This window comes from Streptomyces sparsogenes subsp. cuspidosporus (assembly GCF_039532705.1).
Taxonomy (GTDB): Bacteria; Actinomycetota; Actinomycetes; order Streptomycetales; family Streptomycetaceae; genus Streptomyces; species Streptomyces sparsogenes.
This window is the reverse complement of the sequence record NZ_BAAASD010000020.1, coordinates 111,384-135,285: the sequence shown is the minus strand read 5'-3', so window position 1 is coordinate 135,285 and position 23,902 is coordinate 111,384. Positions and strand designations below refer to the sequence as shown.

Below are 23,902 nucleotides of genomic sequence, written 5' to 3'. Positions count from 1 at the left end.
CGGCTCCCCGCCGCCGCCAGTGGCGGCTGGCTCGCCGACCATGTCGTCGCCCGGACCCCTCTGGTGCCGGGCGCGGCGCGCGCCGGGCGCCTGTGAGCGGCTCCAGGCGCCTGTGAGCGGCTACCAGTCGGTGGGGGCGTAGTCCTTGAGGAAGCAGCCGAAGACGTCCTCGCCGCGCTCGCCCCGCACGATCGGGTCGTAGACCCGGGCCGCGCCGTCGACCAGGTCGAGCGGGGCGTGGAAGCCCGCGGCGGCCAGCCGCATCTTGTCGGGGTGCGGGCGCTCGTCGGTGATCCATCCGGTGTCGACGCTGGTCATCAGGATGGAATCGGTCTCGAACAGCTCGCGGGCGCTGGTGCGGGTCAGCATGTTGAGGGCGGCCTTGGCCATGTTGGTGTGCGGGTGGCCGGCGCCCTTGTAGCCGCGGCTGAACTTGCCCTCCATGGCGGACACGTTCACCACGTACTTGCGCCGCGCGGGCGAGGCCGCCATCGCCGGGCGCAACCGGCTGACCAGGATGAACGGCGCCGTCTCATTGCACAGCTGCACCTCCAGCAGCTCCACGGGGTCCACCTGGTCCACCCGCTGGATCCAGCTGTTGGTGTCGTCGAGGTCGGGCACCAGCCCGCCCGCGTCGATCGCGGTGCCCGCCTCGATCCGCGCGGGCGAGGCGGAGCCGCTGGTCAGGGCCAGGGCGGTGAGGTCCTGCGCGCTCAGCCCGCCGCCGGGCGCCGCCGCGGGCCCCGGCAGGGCCGCCTGGGCGCCGCTGCCGAAGGCGCCCAGGACCACGGCCTCGGGCAGCTCTCCGGCGGGCAGCGGGGCCGACTCGCCCGCTATGAGCTCCGCGTACGCGGCGGGCGAGCGGCGTACGGTCTGCGCGGCGTTGTTGATCAGGATGTCCAGCGGGCCCGCGGCGCTCACCGAGTCGGCCAGCGCGATCACCTGGGCAGGGTCCCGCAGGTCGATGCCGACGATCTTCAGCCGGTGCAGCCACTCCCCGCTGTCCGGCATGGCCTTGAAGCGGCGGACGGCGTCGTTGGGGAAGCGCGTGGTGATGGTGGTGTGGGCGCCGTCGCGGAGCAGCCGCAGCGCGATGTACATGCCGATCTTCGCCCGGCCGCCGGTGAGCAGCGCCCGGCGGCCGGTGAGGTCGGTGCGGGCGTCGCGGCGGGCCCGGTTCTCGGCGGCACAGTCCCGGCACAGCTGGTGGTAGAACGCGTCGACCTCGACGTAGCGGGCCTTGCAGACGTAGCAGGAACGGGGCCGCTGGAGGATGCCCGCGATCGGGGTGGTCACCGAGCTGGCGAGGGCGCGGCCCAGCGTCTCGTCGTCGATGCGGTCGGCGGCGCCGGTGGCGGTGGCCTCGGTGACCGACTTGTCGTGGGCCGTCTTCGCGGCCCGGCGCTCCTGGCGCCTGCGCTGCTTGACCATCCGGTAGATGCCGGAGGTGGCGCGGCGCACCGCGATGGCGTCGGGGTGGTCGAGCGGCAGCCGGTCGAGCTCTTCGAGCACGCTCAGGCAGGTCGCCAGACGCTCCGGGTCGATGCCCTGATCCTCGGCCCGGCCGTCTTCAGTCACCGTCATCGCCGCTGCCGCTTTCTGCTTCGCCTGTGCCAGGGCGGGGGTGCCCTGGGTGGTGGGGTGGGGGGTAACGGCGAAACTTTACGGAAGCGGGGCCTTCGGCGCCAAACCCGGGCGGGGTGCTCACCCCCGCCCGGGCCGGTGAGGCCTCGCCCAGCGGTGTCACCTGCGCCGACGGGTCAGTGTGCGAGCCGCTCGTTCATGAGCAGGAAGGCGCCCAGGCCGTGGAGATCGTTGGTGTTGCGCTTGCGGCCGAGGTAATAGGCCAGGTCGCCGACGTTGGTGCCCTCGCTGATGTCGGCGATGTCGGTCAGCCCGTCCGCGTTGACGCTCACCTTCTTCAGGACGCCCTGATAGCCCCGCCGCGCCGCGGACACGTAATCGCGGCCGGCGATGTACCCGCGCTCCAGCGCCGCGTGGAGCATCAGGGTGTACATGCTGGAGGCGGAGGTCTCGGTCCAGTTGCCCGCCTCACCGCCCTTGTCCACCACCTGGAACCAGCGGCCGGTGCTCCGGTCCTGGTAGCGGACGAACCCCTTGGCCAGGTGTTTCACGTTGGCGATCAGCCCGGCCCGCCGGGGGTGGTCCACGGGCAGCAGGTCCAGCACCTCGATGTGGGTCATCGCGGTCCAGCCGATGGCGCGGGCCCAGTGGAAGGCGGAGGCGCCGGTGGCGGGGTCCGGCGACCAGGGGGCGTCGCCGTCCGCGTCATACGCGTGGTAGAGGAGCCCGTTGGACGCCTTGAGGTGGCGGAAGTACACGGCCAGGTTGCGGGTGACCTCGTCGTACGCGTACGCCTCGCCCCCGTACGCGATGCCGTGGCGCAGCAGGAACGGCTGGGCCATGAAGACCCCGTCCGCCCACAGCTCGTTGGTCTTGCCGGTGGCGTGCCACATGCCGCCGTCGGCGGTGCGCGGGTAGGTCGTGATGCGGGTGCGGATCTGGTCGGCGGCGGCGCGGTACCGCGGATCGCCGGTCTCCCGGTGGAGGATCAGCAGCAGGTTGCCGGACTGCATGGCGTCGAGGTTGTCGAAGCTGTGGTTGATGTGGCCGTCCGCGTCCACGTAGTAGTCCACCCACCGCTTGATGTACGCGAGGTAGGCCGGCTCCTTGACCCGCTGGTAGACGCGGTAGGCGCCGTAGAGGAACAGCCCGCGGGTGTAGCCCCAGCCGCCGAGGGACTTCGGGTCGGGGTTGCGGGCGATGGTGGAGTCCACCACGGCCCGGGACCAGTCGGCCGGGGCCGCGGCGGCGGCCCCGGCGATGCCGAGCGCGAGTCCGCCGGTGAGGCCCAGGGTGCTCGCGAGGACGGTCCTGCGTCCGATCACTGGTCGGCTCCCGAGTGGGTGGTTTCCGGGTTCGAGGCGCTTTCCGGGTTCGGGGTGATTTCCGGGTTCGGAGTGATTTCCGGGTTCGATAAGCTTGATCTGAGCATGTCAGGAATCGTAACGCTCGCGAGCCCCGCGCGTTAGACCTCGAGGAGCCGCGAACACACCGGATGAGCGCCCACCGGACAGGAGCCGCCCGTGGACACCGAACAGCGCGAGCAGGCACGGGCGCGAGCGCGCGAGGAGGCCGGGCGGCTGACCGCGCAGGGGATCGTCGGCACCGCGCTGACCTGGGTGGACAACGCGGGCCTGACCCGCGTGAAGGCCGTCCCCGCCACCCGGCTGGAACACGCCGCCCAGTGGGGCGTCGGCATGTCCCCCGTCTTCGACGTCTACCTCGTCGACGACTCCATGACCACCAGCCGCCACGTCGGCGGCCCCGACGGGGATCTGCGGCTCTTCCCCGACCTCGACCGGCTCACCCCCCTGGCCGCCCAGCCCCGCTGGGCCTGGGCCCCCGCCGACCGCTACGACGTGAGCGGGCGCGAGCACCCGGTCTGCCAACGCCGGTTCGCCCACCGCATGGCCGAGCGGGCCCGGGAGCGCGGCATCGGGGTGCTCATGGGCTTCGAGACCGAGTGGGTGGTCACCACCGCCGGCGCGCCGGAGCGGGAGCCGCGCTACCCCACCGCGGGGCCCGCGTACGGGATGACCCGCCTGGTGGACCTGTCCGACTACCTCGCGGACGTGCTCGACGCCCTCCAGGCCCAGCGGGTCGAGGTCCTGCAACTGCACCCCGAGTACGCCCCCGGGCAGTTCGAGGTGTCCGTGGCGCCCGCCGACCCGGTCGGCGCGGCCGACCTCGCCGTGCTGGTGCGCCAGACGATCCGGGGCGTGAGCGCCCAGCACGGCCTGGAGCCGTCCTTCGCCCCCGTGGTCACCCCGGGCGCCGTCGGCAGCGGCGGCCATCTGCATCTGAGCCTGTGGCAGGGCGACCGCAACCTGTGCCGGGGCGGGGACGGACCGTGCGGCATGACGGCGACCAGCGAGGCCTTCCTGGCCGGTGTGCTGCGCGCGCTGCCCGCCCTGCTGGCCGTCGGCGCCCCGTCCCCGGCGAGCTATCTGCGTCTTGAGCCCTCCCGCTGGGCCGGCGCCTACCAGTGCTGGGGCCTGGAGAACCGCGAGGCCGCGCTGCGCTTCGTCGCCGGGGCGCCGGAGGACCCCGGCGGGGCCAACGCCGAGGTCAAGTGCTTCGACCAGGCGGCCAATCCGTATCTGGCCACCGGCGCGGTCATCGCCGCCGGGCTCGCCGGGCTCGACTCCGGGCTGACCCTGCCCCCTCCGGTGGCCGGGGATCCGGTGCGGGAAGGCCGCGAGAAGCGGCTGCCCACCTCGCTGCCCGCCGCCCTGGAACACTTCGAGGCCTCGGACACGCTCCGCGAGGCGCTGGGCGACCCGCTCTTCGAGTCCATCGCCGCCGTGCGCCGCGCCGAGGCGGAGCTGTTCTCGGGGGCGAGCCCGCAGGACATCGCCACGGCCACCCGCGGGCGGTACTGATGGCCGCCCCCGGCGCGGCGCGGCCCGCGCCGCCCCTGGTGGACCACCACTGCCACGGCGTGGTGCGCGGCGAGCTGGACGCCGCCGCGTTCGAGGCGTACCTCACCGAGTCGGACGCCCCCGCCGCGCCCGGCACCAGCTACTTCGACACCCAGCTGGGGTTCGCGGTGCGCCGCTGGTGCCCGCCGCTGCTGGGCCTTCCTCCCCACTGCCCGCCCGAGCGCTATCTCGCGCGGCGGCGGGAGCTGGGAGCGGCGGAGGTCACCCGGCGGCTGCTGCGCGCCGCCGGGATCACCGAGTTCCTGGTGGACACCGGGCTGCCCGGGGATCTGACCGGCCCCCGGGAGCTGGCCGAGGCCGCGGGGGGCACGGCGCGCGAGATCGTCCGGCTGGAACACCTCGCGGAGCGGATCGCGGACACCTCGCGGACCACCGACTCCTTCCTGGCCTCGCTCGACGGCGCGGTGCGCGAGGCCGCGCGCACCGCCGCCGCCTTCAAGTCGGTGGCCGCCTACCGCCACGGCCTGGACCTGGCGCCCACCCCACCCGCGCCGGCCCCGCTGCGCGCGGCGGCCGACCGCTGGCTGACCGCCCGCGCCACCGGCGACCCGGGCGCGGCCCGGGTCGCCGACCCGGTCCTGCTGCGCCACCTGCTGTGGGCCGCCGTGCGCACCGCCCTGCCGCTGCAGCTGCACACCGGGTTCGGCGACCCGGATCTGCGCCTGGACCGCTGCGACCCGCTGCTGCTCACCGACTTCGTCCGCGCCGTGCGCCCCACCGGATGCCGGCTGGTGCTGCTGCACGGCTATCCCTACCACCGCGGCGCCGCCTATCTGGCCGCGGTGTTCCCGCATGTCTACGCCGACGTGGGCCTGGCGCTGACCCACACCGGGGCGCGGGCCGGGGCGGTGCTGGCGGAGGTGCTGGAGCTGGCCCCCTTCGGCAAGGTGCTCTTCTCCACCGACGCCCACGGCCTGCCGGAGCTGTACGTCGTCGGGGCGCGGCTGTTCCTCGAGGCCCTGGACACGACGTCGGCCCGCTGGGTCCGCGACGGCGCCTGGTGCGCGGCGGACGCGGAGCGGGTGGCGGCCCTGGTGGCCGCGGACAACGCGCGCCGGGTCTACGGGCGCGGCGGTACCGTCGCCGACGGCACCTAGACCTCCGGGGCAGGGCCTTCCGGGCCGCGTCGGCGTCCCGGGGTGCGGAGGTGGATGCGCTCCCCCTGCTTTCCGAAGAGGCTGAGCACCTCCACGCTGCCGCGTCCCGCGGCGCCGAACCAGTGCGGGATCTGGCAGTCGAACTCGGCCGCCTCGCCGGCTCCCATGACGAAGTCCTGGTCGCCCAGCCGGACGCGGAGCCGGCCGCGGAGCACGTAGAGCCATTCGTGACCCGTGTGGGTGCGCAGATGGGGCTGTTCGTCGTGCGCGGGGATGGTCATCTTGTAGGCGCGTGGCTCCCCCTGCCGGCGCGACAACGGGATCAGCACGCGGCCGTCCTTCCGGGTGGGCCGCTGCGGCACGCGCGGGTCCAGGATCCGGGGCGCGGCGACGACCTCGTCGAGGGGGATGCCGAGCGCGGCGGTGATCGGCAGGAGCAGTTCGAGGCTCGGCTTGCGCTGAGCCGATTCGAGGCGCGACAGGGTGCTGGTCGAGATGCCGGTGGCTCGCGCGAGGTCGGCGAGGCTGACGCCCTTCTTCTGGCGGGCACGCCGCAGCCGGGGGGCGATCTGCTCGATCACGGCACCGACGCTGGGTTGTTCGTCCATGGAGCGCAGTCAAACCAATGTGTCCCGGAATCGGCAAGGCCCTTTGTCGAAAGCGGTGGTCCGTTCCGATCCTCTCCATGGAGGTGATCCGCATGGATACGACAAGGGCCGCGACACCCCGGAACAGCCGCTCCGACAGGCTGCCCGCCGGGGTGTACCTGCTGGGGTTCTGCCTGTTCGCGATGGGAAGCGCGGAGTTTCTGATGGCCGGCGTGCTGCCGGCGGTGGCCGGTGACCTGGACGTCACGCTCTCCTCGGCCGGGTTCCTGATCACCGCGTTCGCGCTGGGCGTGGTGATCGGCGGGCCGCCGTTCGCCGTGCTCAGTCTGCACTGGCCTCGCCGCACCGCCCTGGTGGCGACCCAGGGCGTCTTCGCCGCCGGCCTCGCCGCCGGACTGCTGGGCGACTACCGGGTCATGCTGGTCACCAGGGTGCTATCGGGCATCGCCTACGCGGGCTTCTTCGCCGTCGCGTCGGTGACCGCCATCGGCCTGGTGACGCCGGACCGCAACGCCCGCGCCTCGGGAGTCGTGGTCAGCGGGCTGAGCGTGGCCATGGTCGCCGGCGGTCCCGCGGGCACGCTGCTCAGCCACTTCACCGATTGGCGCGGCGGCTTCTGGGCCGTGGTGGCCCTGACGGTCGCGGGGATCGCCGGTTGTCTCCTCGGGCTCCCCCCTGCCGATCCGCGCACCGACCGGACCGGCGGGCCGAGCGTGGCGCGGGAGCTGGCCACGATGCGGAAGCCGGCGTTGTGGGGCATCTACGGGATCACGATCCTCACCACCGCGGCGTACATGATCACGTTCAACTACCTGGCGGCGATGCTCGCGGACATCACCGCCCTCCCCGAGGCGTGGATCCCGGCGATCCTCGCGCTGTTCGGGATCGGGGCCTTCGCCGGCCTGTCCATCGGCGGCCGCGTCTCCGACCGGCGGCCGCACCTCGCGCTGCTCACCGGCGCGTCGGCGACCGTGCTCCTGTCGGTCGTGATGGTCGCCGCGATCCACCGGGCGTGGGCGGTGGTGCCCACGGTGTTCCTGTCCGGCGTCGCCGCGTTCGTGCTGAACCCCGCCGTCTACGGACGCGTCTTCGCCATCGCGGCCGAGGCGCCGACCCTCGCCGGCGCCACCACTGTCTCGGCGTTCCAACTGGGCATCAGCGTCACCCCCGTGCTCGCGGCCGCCTCACTCTCCCAAGGCGCCGCTCTCACCTCGGTCTGCCTGATCGGGGCCGCCCTCGCCGCGGCCGCCGTGCCCCTCGTGCTCCTCGACCGGGCGCGACAGGCCCGCCCGGCGGGACGCGCGGCGGCGGACGCGGCCTCGGCTACCATCCGTTCGGCGCACGGCACCGCCACGGCCCGGGTGGACCCTGAGGGAGCCCAGCGGTGACCGGTGGCCACCCCGGCCGGCCACCACCCGGACCAGCCCTACGCGGAGGAGAAACGCATGCGGATCGGCGGCGCGACCGTCCTGCTCACCGGAGCGACCGGAGGCATCGGGCAGACACTGGCCCGCGCCCTGAAGGCCAGGGGGGCCAGGCTGCTGCTCACCGGCCGGCGCGAGGACGTACTGCGGCCGCTGGCCGACCGGCTGGGCGCCCGGGCGATCGTCGCCGACCTGGCCGACCGGGCCCAGGTGGAGCGGCTGATCGCCGAGGCAGCGGAGACCGACATCCTCGTCGCCAACGCGGCGCTGCCCGCCAGCGGTGAGGTCCTCGGCTTCGCCCCCGAGGAGCTCGACCGCGCGCTGGAGGTCAATCTGCGCGCCCCGCTCCAGCTGACCAGGGCGCTGGCCCCGCGCATGGTGGCGGCGGGTTCCGGCCATATCGTCATGGTCGGCTCGCTGTCGGGGCGTACCGCCTCCCCGGGGGCGGCGCTCTACAACGCGGCCAAGTTCGGGCTGCGCGGCTTCGCGCTCGGACTGCGCCAGGACCTGTACGGCACCGGGGTGGGGGTCTCGGTGGTGCAGCCGGGGTTCGTGCGCGACGCCGGGATGTTCGCGGACTCCGGCGCCACCCCGCCCGCCGGCGTCCGTACGGTCAGCGCCCGCCAGGTCGCGGCGGCGACCCTGCGGGCCATCGAGCGGGACCGCGCCGAGGTGAACATCGCCCCGCTCGAACTGCGCCTGGGCAGCGCCCTGGGCGGGCTCTTCCCGAGCCTGGCGGCGGCGGCCCAGCGCGGCGCCGGGGCCGACCGCACGACGCGCCGGATGGCCGAGGGCCAGCGCGACAAGCGCTGAGCCGGTCCGCCGGCGGCGGCGGGGCCGGTCGGCGCGGCGGGAAGGTGGTGTAGGTTCTACCGCCCCCACCAAGTGCGGCTGAGCGAGGGAGCGGGTCCATGCGTGCTGTGGTGTTCGACGCCTTCGGGCGCAAACCCGAGGTCCGGGACGTCCAGGATCCGGCCCCCTCGAGGCGCGGAGCGGTCATCCGGGTCGAGGCGACCGGGCTGTGCCGCAGCGACTGGCACGGCTGGATGGGGCACGACCCCGGCATCCGGCTGCCGCATGTGCCCGGCCACGAGCTGGCGGGCGTGGTCGAGGAGGTGGGGCCCGAGGTGCTGAACTGGCGCCCCGGGCAGCGCGTCACGGTGCCGTTCGTCTGCGCCTGCGGGCGCTGCGCCGCCTGCGCGGACGGCGCGCAGCAGGTGTGCGAGCGGCAGACGCAGCCGGGCTTCACCCACTGGGGCTCCTTCGCCCAGTTCGTGGCGATCGAGAACGCCGATGTGAACCTGGTGGGCATACGCGGCGAGTTGCCGTTCACCACGGCCGCCGGTCTGGGCTGCCGCTTCGCGACGGCCTTCCGCGCGGTGGTGGCGCAGGGCCGGGTGGCGCCGGGCGAGTGGGTGGCGGTGCACGGGTGCGGCGGGGTGGGGCTGTCCGCGGTCATGATCGCGGCCGCGGCGGGGGCGCGCGTGGTGGCGGTGGACATCTCGCCGCGGGCCCTGGCCCTGGCCCGGCGGTTCGGGGCGGAGGTGTGCGTGGACGCGGCCTCGACGCTGGGGTCGGTGGCGGACGCGGTCGCCGACGCGACCGGTGGGGGCGCCCATGTCTCGCTCGACGCGCTGGGCTCCCCGCGGACCTGCGCCGCGTCCGTCAACAGCCTCCGGCGCCACGGGCGCCATGTGCAGGTCGGCCTGCTGCCGCCGGCCGCGGGGAGCCCGATGCTGCCGATGGACCGGGTCATCGCGCTCGAACTGCGGCTGCTGGGCAGCCACGGCATGGCGGCGCACGCGTACGGTCCGATGATGGAGATGGTCGAGGCCGGGACCCTGCGGCCGGATCTCCTGGTCACCGATGTCATCGGGCTCGACGAGGTGCCCGAGGCCCTGATGGCGATGGCGGCGGCGAGGGGCGCCGGGGTCACGGTCATCGAGCCCCGGCGCCCGGCCGCCCCGCGGTGACGGCCCGGCGGCCTACGGTGCAGGGAGCCGTCACAGCGGGAGGGCGCCGGTCAGCAGGGCGGCCGCGGTCATCACGAGCGTGGTGCCGAAGGCCCAGCGGAAGATGAACCGCTGGTGTTCGCCGAGCTGTACGCCGCTCATGCCGAGCAGGATGAAGGTGGCGGCGGTGAGCGGGCTGAGCGGGAAGCCGGTGGTCATCTGGCCGAGGACGGCGGCGCGGGCGATCTCGGCCGGGTCGGTGCCGAAGGAGTCGGCGGTGCCGGCGAGCACCGGCAGGATGCCGAAGTAGTAGGCGTCGGGGGTGAAGACGAGGCTCAGCGGCATGCTGGTGACCGCGACCAGCACGGGCAGATGGCCGCCGAGGCCGTCGGGGATCACCTCGACCATCGCCTGGGCCATCTTCTCGATCATTCCGGTGCCGGTGAGGATGCCGGTGAACACCCCCGCGGCGAAGATCATGGTGGTGACCAGCACCACGCTGTTGCCGTGCTTCTCCAGCAGGGCCTGCTGCTCCTCCCAGCCGGGGTGGTTGACCAGCAGCGCGACGACGAAGGCGAGGACGAACAGGACGGGCAGCGGCATGGCCTCCAGGACCAGGCAGACCAGCAGGACGAGGGTGAGCGTCAGGTTGAAGACCGTCAGCGCGGTGCCGGCCCTGGCGGGGGCCACCCGGGGGGTGCCGGGGCCGTCGCCGACCGCGACCTCGTCGGGCCGGGGTGTGCCGAGCTCGCCGAGCCGGCGGCGCTCGCGGCGGCCGATGAGGCAGGCGGCCAGCAGCACCCAGGCGATGCCCGCGGCGAGGGCGGGCAACAGCGGGGTGATCACCTCGGAGGTGTCCAGCTTCAGCGCGGCGGCCGCCCGGGCGGTGGGGCCACCCCACGGCACCATGTTCATCACGCCCGCGCCGAGGCCGACCACCCCGGCGAGCACCAGCCGGCTCATGCCCAGGCGCCGGTAGACGGGCAGCAGCGCGGAGATGGTGATGAGGAAGGTGGAGGCGCCGTCGCCGTCGAGCGCCACGCATATCGTCAGGACGGCGGTGCCGACGGTGATGCGCAGCGGGTCCCTGCGGGCGACCCGCAGGATGCCGCGGATCAGCGGCTCGAACAGGCCCGCGTCCACCATCAGGCTGAAGTAGAGCACCGCGAAGGCGATCATGATGCCGGTGGGCGCCACCTTGGACAGCCCTTCCAGCGCCATCGGGCCCAGGTCGTCCCCGTAACCGCCGATGACCGCGGTGACCACCGGGGTGAGGACCAGGGCGACCAGCACCGAGACCCGTTTGGTCATGGTGAGCAGCAGGAAGCCGCCGATCGTGCAGAAGCCCAGTGCTGCCAGCATGGCCGCTCGCCTTCTTTCTTCCTCGGATGTTGCCCGTTGAGTTTCCGAGCGGCGAAAGATCCGCGTCCAGCATCGAACACAGATCTGTCCATGCGTTTAGCGCAACAGTTCCCTGGCCTGCCTCGCGCGTCTACTCTCCCGCTTCATGATGGACGTCACTCTGCGCCAGCTCGCGGCGTACGCCGCGGTGGCCCGTGCCGAGAGCTTCACCGCCGCCGCGGCCGAACTGCACCTCTCCCAGTCCTCGCTGAGCCGCGCGGTCGCGGACCTGGAGCGCACGCTCGGCATGCGGCTGCTGGAGCGGGACACCCGCAATGTGCGGCTGACCCCGGCCGGGACGGAGGCGCTGCGGATAGCGGACCAGATCCTCTCCGCGCACCGGGCGGGGCTGGCGCAGCTGGGCCGCTATGTCTCGGGCGAGCGGGGCACGGTGGCGCTGTCCACTCTGCCCTCGGTGGCGGCCGTGCTGCTGCCGCCGGTGATCTCCGCCTTCCGCGCGCGGCGCCCGCAGATGACCGTGCGGCTGCTGGACGGCCTGGAACGCCCGGTGCTTCAGCGGGTCGTGGACGGCGACGCGGACTTCGCGGTGTCCACGGTGGCGCGGCGTACGGCCGGGATACGGCTGCGCCCGCTGGTCCGGGACCGTTTCGACGCCGTGCTCCCCGAACACCACCCGCTCGCCGAGCGGTCCGAGGTGAGCTGGGAGGACCTGGGCCGCGAGCCGTTCCTGGCGGTCGGCGCGGACTCCAGCGTGCGCCGGATGACGGACGCCGCCTTCGCCCAGGCGGGCCTGTCGGCGGACCCGGCGGCGGAGGCCTCCAGCGTGGCGACGGTGGGCGGTCTCGTCGCGGCGGGGCTCGGGGTGTCCGCCATGCCCGCCCTGGTGCATCCGCTGGTGGCGCCCGGGAAGCTGGTGCGTCGCCCGCTGGTGGACCCGGTGGTCGAACGGCGGCTGCATGTGGTGCTTCCGGCGCGCCGGGCGCTTCCGCCGGGGGCGCGCCGCTTCCTGGAGCAGTTGGAGGAGTTGCGCGGCGCGGGCCTGCGGCCGGGGTGCGGCCACGGGCTGCCCGACGGGGTCTTCTGGGAGGAGGGCGAGGCGTCGTGAGCGGAACTCTTGTGAGATCCGCATGAATTGATGCCTCTTAATTGCTGGACCCGCATATGCGCGACCCCGCAGCCTGATCCCCATGGACAACGACAGCCGCACACCTCGGGGACAGCGGGGGCAGCAGGGACAGCGGGGACAGCTGACCGGCTTGAAGGTGGTGGAGTTCGCCCATGTCGTCGCGGGCCCCCTCGCCGGGGCGATGCTCGCCGACCAGGGGGCCGACGTGGTGCACGTGGAGCCCCCCGGCGCGGGAGACGCGGCCCGGGCCATGGGGCCACGGCGCGACGGGGTGCCGCTGTGGTTCAAGGTCGCGGGCCGCAACAAGCGCTCCGTCACCCTGGATCTGCACCACGAGGAGGGGCGGCGGATCGCCCATGACCTCATCGCCTGGGCCGATGTGGTGATCGTGACCCTGCGCGCGGGGCGGCTGCGCGCCTGGGGTCTCGACTGGGAGGCCGTGCACGCCGTCAACCCGAAGGCGATCCTGCTGCAGATCTCCGGCTTCGGCGCGACCTCCTCGCGGGCCGACGCCCCCGGCTTCGGCAAGATGGGCGAGGCCCGCAGCGGGGTGGTGCACCTGACCGGCTTCCCGGACGGGCCGCCCGTGCACACCGGCTTCTCCCACGGGGACGCGGTCACGGGCCTGATGGGAGCCTTCGCGATCCTGGCCGCGCTGCACCGCCGCGACACCGATCCGGACTTCGACGGCGAATGGATCGACCTGGCCCTCTTCGAGCCGCTGTTCCGGCTGGTGGAGTGGCAGATCATCGCGTACGACCAGCTGGGCGCGGCCCCGGAGCGGGCCGGCAACCAGCTCGCCGTCGCGCCCGCCGCCGTCATCAACACCTACCGCAGCGCCGAAGGCGACTGGCTGACGGTCACCTCGGCCACCACCCGGTCGGTGCTCAACGTGGTGCGGCTGCTGGGCCTGGACGAGGCGGAGTACGCGACCGTGGAGGCCCAGCACGCCGGGCGGGAGCGGCTGGACCGGGCGCTGCGCGCCTGGGTGGCCGCGCGCCCGGCGGAGGAGTGTCTGGCTGCCTTCGAGCGCGCCGAGGTGGTGGCCTCCCGGGTGTTCAGCGCGGCGGACATCGTCGCCGATCCGGTCTACGCGGAGCGGGAGGACGTCGTCACCGTCGACGACCCCGACCTCGGCCCCGTCCGGATGCAGGCCGCGCTGCCGCACTTCCGCCGCAACCCCGGCGGGGTGTGGCGGACCGGCCCTGCGCTGGGCGCGGACAACGAGCTGGTCTACGGGCGGTGGCTGGGCATCGACGGGGAGCGGCTGGCGAAGCTGGAGGGCGAGGGTGTCATCTGACCGCGGCCGGGACCGCGACCCGGGCCGGGACGGGGACCGGGACCGCGGCCGGGACGGGGACCGGGACGGAGACCGGGGCCACGGCCGGGACGAAGACCGGGACCGCCGCCGGGACGGGGACCGGGACCGCGGCCGGGACGGAGACCGGGGCCACGACCGGGACCGGGACCGCGGCCGGGACGGAGACCGGGGCCACGACCGGGACCGGGACCGCGGCCGGGAGCCGCTGCGCTCGCTGCTCTTCGTCCCCGGCGGCAAGACGGGCTGGCTGGCCAAGGCCGAGGCGGCCGGCGCCGACGCGGCGATCCTCGACCTGGAGGACGCGGTCCCGGCGGGCGCCAAGGAGGCGGCCCGGAAGGCGGTGGCCGAGGCGGTGGAGCGGGCGGCGCGGGCCCCGGGGCCGATGCGGCTGTTCGTACGGATCAACCCGCTGGACCGCGGGGCGGGTTGGGCGGGCGCCGAGGACCTGCGCGCGGTGGCCGGGCCCGGGCTGTACGGCGTGGTGCTGCCGAAGGTGGACCACGCCGACGACGTACGGGTCGCCGACCGGCTGCTGGCGTGGTGCGAGCGCGAGGCCGGCCTGCCCGAGGGGCGGATCGCGCTGGTGCCGCTGCTGGAGACCGCGCGCGGGCTGCGCGAGGCGTACGACATCGGGCGGGCCGCCGGCCGGGTGGCGCACCTCGGCGCGCTGACCGCCCCGGGCGGGGACGTGGAGCGCGCGGTCGGCTACCGCTGGAGCCCGGGCGGCGAGGAGACCCACCACCTGCGCGCCCGGGTGCTGCTGGACGCGCGCGCGGCGGGCAGCCCCCACCCGGTGGCCGGGCTGTGGGCCGATGTCGCCGACCTGACGGGGCTGCGGACCTTCGCGGAGCGCAACCGGGCCCTGGGGTACGAGGGGATGGCGGTGATCCACCCGTCGCATGTGCCGGTGGTCAACGAGGTGTTCTCGCCGGACGCCGGGGAACTGGCGCGCTGCGAGCGGCTGGTGGCGGCGGTGGAGGCGGCGCAGGCGCGGGGCGAGGGCGCGGTGCTGTTCGAGGGGCGGATGGTGGACGAGGCGATGGCGGCGACGGCGCGCCGCGCCCTCGCCCGGCGGGCGCGGCGGCCCTGACCGCGCCCGCCGCGCGACGCCCAGGGCCGGCCTGACCGGTCGTCACCCGGTCGGTCACTCCTCCCCGTCGAGCCCCTTGACGCCCACCGGCAACCTGACTACACATTTGGGAGCGCTCCCACACCTAGCCTCGCCGCCCCCGGTCCCGCACCCGCCGTGTCCGCACGTCCGCGCCCGTTCAGACACCGAAGGAAGGTCCCCGATGCCCGCTCGCCCCCGTCCGTACGGCGCACGCGCCGCCGCCACGCTGCTGGCCGGCGCGCTGTTACTGATCACCGCGCCGTCCGCCCCCGCCGCTCCCGCCGCCCCGGCCGGGGCGCGCACCGGTGCCACGGCCGCGGCGGCGCCGGACGCCGTCCGGGTCAACCAGCTGGGCTACCTCCCAAACGGCCCCAAGCGCGCCACCGTCGTCACCACGGCCACCACCGCCCTGCCCTGGCAACTGCGCGACGCCACGGGCGCGGTGGCCGCCTCGGGCACCACCGTCGTGCGGGGCGCCGACGCGGCCTCGGGCGACTCGACGCACCTGGTGGACTTCTCCTCGTACCGGGGCAGGGGCACCGGCTACACCCTCACCGTGGACGGCCGGGTCAGCCACCCCTTCGACATCCGCGCCGATCTGTACGACGGGCTGCGCGCGGACACGATGAACTTTTTCTACCAGCAGCGCAGCGGAATCCCGATCGAGGCGTCGCTGGCCGGCGGAGCGGCGTACGCCCGGCCGGCCGGGCACCTGGGGGTCGCGCCCAACCAGGGGGACACCGCCGTTCCGTGCCAGGCCGGGGTGTGCGACTACGCCCGGGATGTCCGCGGCGGCTGGTACGACGCCGGTGACCACGGCAAGTACGTGGTCACCGGCGGCATTTCGGTGTGGCAGACGGTGAACTCCTTCGAGCGGGCCAGGCGCGCGGGACACCAGGCGGCGCTCGGGGACGCCACGCTGCGGGTGCCCGAGCGCGGCAACCGCGTCCCCGACGTGCTGGACGAGGCGCGCTGGGAGCTGGAGTTCCTGATGCGGATGCAGGTCCCGGAGGGCAAGCCGCACGCCGGGATGGCCTTCCACAAGATCCACGACGCGCAGTGGACCGGCCTGCCCACCCGGCCCGAGCAGGACTCCCAGCCCCGCGAGCTGCACGCGCCGTCGACCGCGGCCACGCTCAACCTGGCTGCGGCCACGGCCCAGTGCGCGCGGGTGTTCGCGCCGTACGACAAGGCCTTCGCCGCCCGCTGCCTGGCCTCCGCGCGCCGCGCCTGGAGCGCCGCGAAGGCCGAGCCGGACGTGCTCGCCCCGGACTCGGACGCCACCGGTGGCGGGGCGTACGGGGACGCCCGGGTCGGCGACGAGTTCTACTGGGCGGCGGCCGAGCTGTACGCGACCACCGGGGAGCGCCGGTACCGCGACGCGGTCACCTCCTCGCCCTTCCACACCTCGGCCGACGCGTTCACCCCGGTCGGCTTCGCCTGGGCCGACACCGCGGCCCTGGGCCGGATCACCCTGGCCACCGTCCCGAACGGGCTGGCCACCGCCGACCAGGCTAGGGTCCGCGCCTCGGTGGTCTCGGCCGCCGACGGCTATCTGGCCGCCATGGGCCGCCAGGGCTACGCGGTGCCGCTGCCGGCGGACGGCTATGTGTGGGGCTCCAACGGCCAGGTGGCGAACAACGCGAGCGTCATCGCCGTCGCCTATGAGCTCACCGGGCAGCGGCGCTACCGCGACGGGGCGCTGGAGGCGCTGGACTACCTGCTCGGCCGCAACGCCCTGGGCCAGTCCTATGTCTCGGGCTACGGGGAGCAGGCGTCCCGCAACCAGCACCACCGCTTCTGGGCCCACCAGGCGGACGCCTCGCTGCCCAACCCGCCCGCCGGGTCCCTCGCGGGCGGCCCGGACTCGGCGCTGCAGGACCCGGTGGCGCAGGAGAAGCTGGTCGGGTGCGCGGCGGCGAAGTGCTACATCGACGACATCGGCTCGTACTCGACCAACGAGGTGGCGATCAACTGGAACGCCCCGCTGGCCTGGCTGGCCGCGTTCGCCGCGGAGCGCTGAACACTGAGTGCTGAACACTGAGCGGGTTGAGCGGGGGCCGCGCGCCCCCGCTCAGGGGATGATCTCCCGGCAGGCCGCCCAGTGCACATGGCCCATGTTCGGCCGCAACAGCTCCGAGAGCTTCGTCTCCCTCGTCACCGTCACCGGATTGCCCAGGATCTCCAGCCCGTCGGGCGGGAAGAGCGAGTAGTCCCAGACCTGTTGGCCCGGTCCGACGGTCATTGTGGGGACCACCGGCTCGGTGCCGAGCTCGATCCGGTTGGCTCTCGGATTCTTGAGCATCTCGCCGTGGTCGACGTAGAAGTGCAGTCTCGTCCCCTTCGGGACCGTGACCTTGAGCTCTTGGCCCGGCCGGAGTTCTTCCGACCAGATGGCGCCGTGGCCGCTGAGGACGGTCTGGCCGTCCGGCCGCCCTCCCGGCCGCGTGCCGGGCGGACACGGGCACAGGCCCAGCGGGTCGATCCAGGCATGCGGGTTCGGCACATAGGCGACGGGGTTGGGCGCGGCGGCCAGTCCGAGCGGGTCGGGGCTGGTGTAGCGGGCGGTCTCGGGGTCGTAGTAGCGGAACAGGTTGTAGTGGAGCCCGGTTTCGGAGTCGTGGTACTGGCCGGGGAAGCGCAGGGGGGTGTGCGCCTCCCCGGCCGCCGCGGCGCCGGTCGCACCCCACAGGGTGGCCTGCCGGCGCCCGACGATCTCGCCGCTCTCGTCGAGGAGCTCGCGGGGGGTGCCCACCAGATCGGTGACGATGGCGAAGAATCTGCGGTCGATCTCCCGCCGGCCCATGTCGTCGGTGACGCGCTCGGTCTGGGCGACCGGGCGCGGGCCGTCGTGGTCCCAGGTGAGGGTGGCCGGCTCGGGCCGGGCCCGCCCGGTGGTGGTCTGCTCGACGAGCGTGGAGCCGTCCCAGACGAAGTCCACGCGCTCCACGACCGTCTCGCCGTCGGCGGCGAGCCGCTGCTTGGCGGTGCGCCGGCCCAGCGGGTCGTAGAGGTAGCGCCAGACGGTGCCGTCGGGGGTGGTGACGGAGGTGAGCCGGTCCTCCGCGTCCCAGGTGTACCGCCAGGTGTCCGGCTTGCGCGACAGCCTGTTCCGCCGCTTGAGGGTGATCCGGCCGGCCGCGTCGTACTCGTAGCGGACCCGCCCCGCCCGGGTGACCCGGGTGCCGGTGTAGGTGCGGGGGCCGGTGCCCCCGGCGTGCGAGGCGAAGGGCGCGGGCCAGGAGGCGTACGTCTGGTTGCCCGCCTCGTCGTACGCGTAGCTCTCGCCCCGCCCGCCGGGGGCGTGGACGGCCGTGACCCGGCCCGCCGGGTCGAGCTCGAAGCCGTGGGCGCCGCCCAGGTGGTCGTCGACCCCGGTGAGGTGGCCGTCGGCGCGGTAGCGGTACACCCGGCGCTGCAGGGTGGCGGATTCCCCGGCGTCCCCGACGTCCCCGCCGTCCTGGGAGTGGCCGGTGAGGGTCTGCTCGGTGAGGCGGCCGGCCGGGTCCCAGGCCTGCGCCAGCGTGGCGGCGCGGTCGATGCGGCGGGAGGTCTCGCGGCCGGACGCGTCGTACCCGAAGGCGAGGGTGTGGCCGCCGGCCTTCAGCGTGGTGCGGTGGCCGGCGGCGTCGTAGGCGAACGAGGACATCGCGCCGGAGGGGGTGACGCGCCGGACGGGCCGGCCGAGCGCGTCGTAGGTGTGCGCCAGCACCCGCCCGCCGGACAGCTCCGACTTGACCCGGCCCACCAGGTCGCGGTGGAGGGCGAGTTCCCCGTCCGGGCCCGTGGCCGCGGCCAGTCGGCCGGCCGGGTCCCAGTCGAAAGTGGTCACCCGGCCGTCCGCGTCCTTGCGCACGATCCGGCCCATGGAGTCCCGGGTGAGGTGGACCGTCTGGCCCAGCGGGTTGGTGCGGGAGACGAGCCGGCCGGCGGCGTCGTGGCGGTAGGTGGAGGTGCGGCCGTCGAAGTCGGTCTCGCTCAGCGGGCGGCCCGCCGGGTCGTAGGCGTAGGTCCAGGTGAGCCCCTGCGGGTTGGTCACCCGGGTGAGGCGCAGCCGGGTGTCGTAGCGGTACTCGACGCGGGCGCCGTCGGGCCCGGTGCGGGCGGCGAGCAGGTCGAAGTGGGTGTATTCGTAGGTGGTGACCCGGCCCACGGCGTCGGTGTGGGCAACGCAGTTGCCCTCGCCGTCGTAGCGCCAGCTCTGCCGGGCCCCGGCGGGGTCGGTGTGCGCGGCGAGCCTGCCCTCCACCGTCCACTCCAGGCGGGTGGTGGCGCCGAGCGGGTCGGTGACGGCGGTGGGGCGGCCGAAGGCGTCGCGGCGGTAGGTGGTGGTGGCGCCCAGCGGGTCGGTGATCTCCAGGGGCAGGCCGGCGGCGTCGCAGCGGATCCGGGTGGTCGCGCCGAAGGGGTCGATGACGGAGGTCGGGGCGCCGCGGTCGTCGTAGGTGTAGCGGGTGGTGTGGCCGGCCGGGTCCGTGGTCGCGGTGCGGTTGCCGCGCTCGTCGTAGGTGTGGCGCCACACCGCCCCGTCGGCGTCGGTGATCTTCACCGGCAGCCCCAGCCGGTCGCGGGCGATGGTGCGGGTGTGACCGTCCGGGGTGGTCAGCCGGGTCAGGCGGCCGGCCTCGTCGTACGCGTAACGGGTGGTGTGTCCGAGCGCGTCCGTGTGGGTGAGCGGGCGGCCGTGGCGGTCGACCGTGGTGCGGACGGTGTGGCCGAGCGGGTCGGTGACGGCCACCACCCGGCAGCGGTCGTCGACCAGGTAGCGGGTGGTGTGCCCCTCGGGGGTGCGGACCGCGGTGACGCGGTGGCCGGTGTCCGGGGCGGCGCCGGCGTCACCATAGTCGATGCAAAGCGACACATGGCCTTCGGTGCCACCCTCGGAGACGACGCGGTCGTGGTCGTCGTAGACGTACTCGTAGCGTCGTTGGTTGGTGTCGACCCAGGCGATGATCCGGTGGTCGCCGTCGTACTCGAAGCTCAGCGGGAGGCCGCTGGAGCCGGTGACCTCGGTCAGGTCGCCGTCGGTGTAGCCGTAGCGGACGAGTTCGACCTCGCCCAGGCGCAGGGCCGTGATCCGGCCGCCCTCGGTGGCGAACGTCAGGTGGTAGCCGCCGTCGTGGACGATGCCGGTGGGGGTGCCGTGGTCGTCGTACTCGAAGGTGAGGCGGTGGCCGTTGCGGTCACGGACCTCCGCCAGCGGTGCCTCGCCGTCCCCGCCGGGCCGCGTTCCGGCGGGTCCGGTGTAGCGCCGGACGTGGCCGGTGTCCGGGTCGGTGACGGTGTAGTCGCCACCGGGGGTGCGCTCCAGCGGCCACCTCGGGCCCAGTTCGGGCAGGGTGGGCACCCCCGGGGCGGGATGCGGGTAGGACAGCAGCAGCCCGTCGGCGCCGACGAGGACGACGCCCCGGTCGAGGATCTCCAGGCGCTGGTCGGCCGTGCTGGACCACGAGGGGCCGAACCACCGCCCGGCGCGGTAGCCGGACTCGGCCCTGCGCCGGAACACCAGCGGCAGCAGGCCGGGCAGGGACACATCGGTCTGCGGGAGGTACATCTTCCCGGTGGCCAGGTCCACCGGGTCGGTGCCCCCGGTGGTCTTGGCGGAGTCGGGCACGCTGTGCGCCGCGGCGCCGTCCTTCCTGAGCTGCGCGTGGCCGCCGAACTTCCACTTCCAGCCGCTGGGCTTCCAGCCCCGGCCCGGTGCCCGCTCGGCGAGCTTGGCGAGGTCCTTGCCGGCGGTGGCGAGCGACCGGACGCCGCCGAGCCCCTTGGTGCCGACCAGTTCGGGCACCAGCCGGCCCAGGCCCTCCGCGGGGTCCTTCTCGAAGGACTGCCACATGGCCTTGAGCGCGGGGGCCGGGTCGTTCGCCATCCGGAGCAGGCCGGCGGCGGTGTCGTTGAGGCGCGTGGCGTATTCGGCGGGGTGGGTGAGGTTGTAGGGGTCCAGGGCGTTCATGGAGCGGGCGAAGTCCACCAGCCCCGCCGTGCCCTTGACCACGCCGCCGAGGACGTGGCTCCCGTCCAGCCGCAGCCCCTCCACCCCGTCCGCCACCCGGCGGAGGTAGGAGGGCTCGCGCGGGGCCTTGTCGCGCGCCGCCGCCACCGCCCGCTGGGCGGCGAGGTGCGCCACATCCCGCTGCCGGCGCGCCTCGCCGAGGATCTCCTCGGCCGCCTCGATGTCGGCGCGGCCCGGGTCGTGGCCGGAGGACGCCGCGCCGCGGTGGGCGGCGCGGGCCCCGTCGGACGCCTTCCGGCCCCTGCGGTAGGTGCGGACGGCCTCGTCGGCCTGCTTCTGGGCCCACTCCACCGTCTCGGCGAACTCGCGCAGCGCCGCGGCCGCCACTCCGCAGGCGTCGGCCGCCACGAACCACTTCTTCGGCTCGGCGGCCACCCGCCCGGCGAAGGCGGCGGCGGACCGTCCTCTCAGTGCGTCGAGGGCCTCGGGGCCGACCCCCTGGAGCCCCTTGCCGACGTCGTTGAAGGCGTTCTCGAAGGTGGTCAGGTGGTCGGCCGTGGACCGCAGCCTGGCGGGGTTCCCGTGGACGAGGTGCGCCGGGTCGTCGGTCCGGTCAAGACCCATCTCCGCCACGTCCGCGCCCAGCGCGTTCGCGGCCGAGTCGGTGGTGCGCCGGACCCAGTCGGCCCCGCCGTCCCACCCCATGTCGTCCAGCCGCTCGGCGGTGAAGTCGCCGGCCCCGTCGACCGCTTCGCCGAGGTGCTCCACCTGGTCCCCGACGAAGCGCCGCACCGGGTCAGGTATGAAATCCCCGAGTCCCACCGCGTGTACCCCCGTACGTGTGCTGGTGCCGCGGCGAGCCTACTGGCGCCGCGGGCCACCGGGAGCGTGCGGGCCACGGGTTTGAGGAGGTTCTGAGGAAAGCGCGTACGCGGCGTCAGCGGGGCAGCTGCGCCTCGATCCCCGCGACGACCTCCGCGGCCTCCGGCTCGGTCCGCGGCCGGAACCTGGCGACCACCTCGCCGCGCGGCGAGACCAGGAACTTCTCGAAGTTCCACTGGATGTCGCCCGCCTCGCCCGAGGCGTCCTCGGCCTTCGTCAGCTCGGCGTACAGCGGATGCCGCCCCTCGCCGTTGACCTCGATCTTCTCCATGAGCGGGAAGGAGACGCCGTAGGTGGTGGAGCAGAAGGTCCGGATCTCCTCGGCGGTGCCGGGCTCCTGGCCGGCGAACTGGTTGCAGGGGAAGCCCAGCACGGTGAAGCCGCGCTCGGCGTAGCGCTGCTGCAGCCGCTCCAGGCCCTCGTACTGCGGGGTCAGCCCGCACTTGGAGGCCACGTTGACCAGCAGCAGTGCCTTGTCCTGGTGGGCGCCGAGGGTGGTGGGCTCGCCGGAGAGGGTGTGCAGGGGGATGTCGTACAGGCTCATCGGGCAACTCGCCTTCGTCGTTCCGTCAGTGTCCGTTCGGATGCCCCGTCGGGTGTCCCGCCGGCGGTCCGTCGGCGGTCCCGCCGGTGTTCCGCGGGTGCTCGGCAAATCTACGCGTTTCCATCGCCCCGTCCGCGGTTACTCTCCGCCTGGCGGGTGCTCACGGCACGGGAGCCCGCCCGAAGGGGGGACGTGTGGCACGGGACGAGGAAGCCGTCGTCGGCAGGCTGCTCATCGTGGAGTACGAACAGGTGAAGGAGGAGCAGCGGGCGCGCATCGGCTTCCGGGACAATCTGCTCTACGCCACGCTCGCCTCGATGGCGGCCATCATCACCTTCTCGCTGCAGGGCGGCGGCCGCCCGGAGCTGCTTCTGCTGCTGCCGCCGGCCTCGGTGCTGCTGGGCTGGACCTACCTCGTCAACGACGAGAAGATCTCGGCCATCGGCCGTTACGTGCGCCAGGACCTGGGCCCGCGGCTGGCCGCGCTCGTCCCCGAGCGGCCCCGGGTCTTCGGATGGGAGACGGCCCACCGCGACGACCACCGCCGGATCTCCCGGAAGCGGCTGCAACTCGCGGCCGACCTGATGCTGTTCACCGTGGCGCCGGTCGCCGCGCTGGTCGTCTACTGGACCTCCGGCCCGGCCCGGTGGCCGCTCATGACGGTCTCGGTGGCCGAAACCCTGCTGATCGCCGTGTTGGCGGCACAGATCGTGGTGTACGCGGATCTGCACCGGCCCTGACACGATGGGATCGCTCCAGCCGGACGCGTACCTAGGGGGAGATGGTGTGGTCTGAGGAGGGCGGGTGGCCGGCCGGGGCCGCCGGGCGGGCGGAGGTGGTCATCCTCACCGCGCTCGAGGTGGAGTACCGGGCCGTGCGGGCGCACCTGGAGGAGGTGCGCACGGCGTGGGCCGAGCGTGGCTCCCTGTTCGAGGTGGGGGTCTTCCGCGGCGGTGACGGCGGCCGGTCCGTGGCGATCCATATGACGGGCCCGGGGAATCCGGGCGCGGCGGTGCTGGTGGAGCGGGCCGCCGCGCTGTTCTCCCCCCGGGCCCTGCTGTTCGTCGGGGTGGCCGGCGGCCGCAAGGACGTGGGCCTGGGGGATGTCGTGGCCGCGGACGCGGTGTACGACTACGAGACCGGCAAGGACACCGAGGACGGCTTCCTCCCCCGCCAGAAGACCCATCAGTCGGCCTACGGGCTGGTGCAGCTGGCCCGGCTGGTCGCGGCGGCGGACGAGTGGCAGCGGGGGATCCGCCCCGCCGGGGGCGACGCCGCGCCGCGCCCGCGGGCCCATGTCAAGCCGATCGCGGCGGGCGGCCGGGTGGTGGCGCACCAGCGCTCGGACGTCGGCCGCCGGCTGGCGGCCGGGGCGGGCGACGCGGTGGCGGTCGACATGGAGGGGTTCGGGTTCCTGGCCGGGGCGTACGTCAACCGGCAGGTCGACGCCCTGGTGATCCGGGGGATCTCCGATCTGCTCGCCGACAAGGACGAGGCACACGACGAGCGGTGGCAGCCGGTCGCCTCCCGGCACGCGGCGGCGTTCGCCTTCGAGCTGCTGCGGCACCTTCCCCGGAATGCCCCGGCCGCCTCCGCCGCCCTCGCCGAACCCGCCGCCTCCGCCGCCCTCGCCGTGCCTCCCGAACCCGCGGCCCCCGCCGAACCCGCGGCCCCCGCCGCCCCTGCCCGCCGCGCCGCGTCCGGGAGGCTGTCGATCCGGGAACTGGGCGCGCTGGCGGATCTGTTGCTCGCCGTCCCGGGCCTGGCCTCCCCCGCCCGCTGGCAGCTGCTCCTCGACGAGCTGCCGGCCGTCGGCACGCAGGTGGCCAGGCAGTCGGCGAGCCGGGCGGAGGCGCTGGCCCTGCTGCGCGCCTGCGAGGCGTACGGCGCGTGGGGAGAACTGGCGGACGCCCTGGCCATGATCGCGCCGGAGGCCCCGGCCACGGCGGAACTGACCGCGCGGCTGGCGCTGCTCGACCCGGGCTGATCCCGG

General features: G+C 74.4%; 17 protein-coding genes. 11 read left to right on the top strand and 6 right to left on the bottom strand.

The genetic code is table 11. From position 1 onward, the window contains the following. Nucleotides 1-120: 120 nt before the first annotated feature. Nucleotides 121-1,584, bottom strand: coding sequence for an SDR family NAD(P)-dependent oxidoreductase (locus ABFY07_RS23385; RefSeq protein WP_346176363.1), 1,464 nt, complete (start codon nucleotides 1,582-1,584; stop codon nucleotides 121-123). 176 nt (nucleotides 1,585-1,760) lie between these two features. Continuing rightward, nucleotides 1,761-2,909 carry a glycoside hydrolase family 88/105 protein gene (locus ABFY07_RS23380; protein ID WP_346176362.1) on the bottom strand — a complete coding sequence of 383 codons (1,149 nt, stop codon included), beginning with the start codon at nucleotides 2,907-2,909 and terminating at the stop codon, nucleotides 1,761-1,763. A gap of 198 nt (nucleotides 2,910-3,107) precedes the next feature. Between ABFY07_RS23380 and ABFY07_RS23375 the strand changes: the two genes are divergently transcribed. Together ABFY07_RS23375 and ABFY07_RS23370 are read left to right on the top strand one after the other, a co-directional pair. Further along, on the top strand, nucleotides 3,108-4,466 hold the full coding sequence (locus tag ABFY07_RS23375) for a type I glutamate--ammonia ligase (protein ID WP_346176361.1): 1,359 nt from the start codon (nucleotides 3,108-3,110) through the stop codon (nucleotides 4,464-4,466). Further along, on the top strand, nucleotides 4,466-5,623 hold the full coding sequence (locus ABFY07_RS23370; RefSeq protein WP_346176360.1) for an amidohydrolase family protein: 1,158 nt from the start codon (nucleotides 4,466-4,468) through the stop codon (nucleotides 5,621-5,623). Before ABFY07_RS23375 ends, ABFY07_RS23370 begins: the two co-directional genes overlap by 1 nt. Here ABFY07_RS23370 and ABFY07_RS23365 read toward each other — a convergent pair. Further along, complete coding sequence (locus ABFY07_RS23365; protein WP_346176359.1) at nucleotides 5,620-6,231, bottom strand: helix-turn-helix domain-containing protein; 612 nt, start codon at nucleotides 6,229-6,231, stop codon at nucleotides 5,620-5,622. The genes ABFY07_RS23370 and ABFY07_RS23365 overlap by 4 nt on opposite strands. A 92-nt stretch (nucleotides 6,232-6,323) precedes the next feature. Here ABFY07_RS23365 and ABFY07_RS23360 point away from each other — a divergent pair, with 92 nt between their 5' ends. From ABFY07_RS23360 to ABFY07_RS23350, 3 genes are all read left to right on the top strand, one after another. Then, the gene (locus tag ABFY07_RS23360) at nucleotides 6,324-7,619 is read left to right on the top strand and encodes an MFS transporter (protein ID WP_346176358.1); all 1,296 of its coding nucleotides are present in this window, start codon (nucleotides 6,324-6,326) and stop codon (nucleotides 7,617-7,619) included. Between the two features lie 57 nt (nucleotides 7,620-7,676). Beyond that, on the top strand, nucleotides 7,677-8,468 hold the full coding sequence (locus ABFY07_RS23355; protein WP_346176371.1) for an SDR family NAD(P)-dependent oxidoreductase: 792 nt from the start codon (nucleotides 7,677-7,679) through the stop codon (nucleotides 8,466-8,468). Nucleotides 8,469-8,566: 98 nt separating this feature from the next. Next, nucleotides 8,567-9,628 (top strand): zinc-binding dehydrogenase, encoded by a 1,062-nt coding sequence (locus ABFY07_RS23350; protein WP_346176357.1) that lies wholly within the window; start codon nucleotides 8,567-8,569, stop codon nucleotides 9,626-9,628. Between the two features lie 30 nt (nucleotides 9,629-9,658). Here the strand turns inward: ABFY07_RS23350 and ABFY07_RS23345 are convergent, their stop codons facing one another. Beyond that, on the bottom strand, nucleotides 9,659-10,969 hold the full coding sequence (locus ABFY07_RS23345; protein WP_346176356.1) for a CitMHS family transporter: 1,311 nt from the start codon (nucleotides 10,967-10,969) through the stop codon (nucleotides 9,659-9,661). A 148-nt stretch (nucleotides 10,970-11,117) separates the two neighbouring features. Here ABFY07_RS23345 and ABFY07_RS23340 point away from each other — a divergent pair, with 148 nt between their 5' ends. The 4 genes from ABFY07_RS23340 (at nucleotide 11,118) to ABFY07_RS23325 (ending at nucleotide 16,550) form a co-directional block, all read left to right on the top strand. Next, nucleotides 11,118-12,074, top strand: a complete 957-nt coding sequence (locus ABFY07_RS23340) for a LysR family transcriptional regulator (RefSeq protein WP_346176370.1) — start codon at nucleotides 11,118-11,120, stop codon at nucleotides 12,072-12,074. A gap of 82 nt (nucleotides 12,075-12,156) precedes the next feature. Beyond that, complete coding sequence (locus ABFY07_RS23335) at nucleotides 12,157-13,395, top strand: CaiB/BaiF CoA transferase family protein (RefSeq protein WP_346176355.1); 1,239 nt, start codon at nucleotides 12,157-12,159, stop codon at nucleotides 13,393-13,395. Further along, nucleotides 13,385-14,506, top strand: coding sequence for an HpcH/HpaI aldolase/citrate lyase family protein (locus tag ABFY07_RS23330; RefSeq protein WP_346176354.1), 1,122 nt, complete (start codon nucleotides 13,385-13,387; stop codon nucleotides 14,504-14,506). Before ABFY07_RS23335 ends, ABFY07_RS23330 begins: the two co-directional genes overlap by 11 nt. A 202-nt stretch (nucleotides 14,507-14,708) precedes the next feature. Further along, nucleotides 14,709-16,550: a glycoside hydrolase family 9 protein gene (locus ABFY07_RS23325; RefSeq protein ID WP_346176353.1), complete on the top strand. Its 1,842-nt coding sequence runs from the start codon at nucleotides 14,709-14,711 to the stop codon at nucleotides 16,548-16,550. A 51-nt stretch (nucleotides 16,551-16,601) separates the two neighbouring features. On the opposite strand, the gene ABFY07_RS23320 is transcribed toward ABFY07_RS23325, so the two are convergent. Then, a complete protein-coding gene (locus ABFY07_RS23320) occupies nucleotides 16,602-21,305 on the bottom strand; it encodes a putative T7SS-secreted protein (protein ID WP_428836994.1) in 4,704 nt (1,567 codons plus the stop codon). 115 nt (nucleotides 21,306-21,420) lie between these two features. Continuing rightward, nucleotides 21,421-21,909, bottom strand: coding sequence for a glutathione peroxidase (locus ABFY07_RS23315; protein WP_346176351.1), 489 nt, complete (start codon nucleotides 21,907-21,909; stop codon nucleotides 21,421-21,423). A 194-nt stretch (nucleotides 21,910-22,103) separates the two neighbouring features. Here ABFY07_RS23315 and ABFY07_RS23310 point away from each other — a divergent pair, with 194 nt between their 5' ends. Together ABFY07_RS23310 and ABFY07_RS23305 are read left to right on the top strand one after the other, a co-directional pair. Next, the gene (locus tag ABFY07_RS23310; protein WP_346176350.1) at nucleotides 22,104-22,649 is read left to right on the top strand and encodes a hypothetical protein; all 546 of its coding nucleotides are present in this window, start codon (nucleotides 22,104-22,106) and stop codon (nucleotides 22,647-22,649) included. Nucleotides 22,650-22,690: 41 nt separating this feature from the next. Continuing rightward, nucleotides 22,691-23,896: a phosphorylase family protein gene (locus ABFY07_RS23305; RefSeq protein ID WP_346176349.1), complete on the top strand. Its 1,206-nt coding sequence runs from the start codon at nucleotides 22,691-22,693 to the stop codon at nucleotides 23,894-23,896. Nucleotides 23,897-23,902 lie beyond the last annotated feature (6 nt).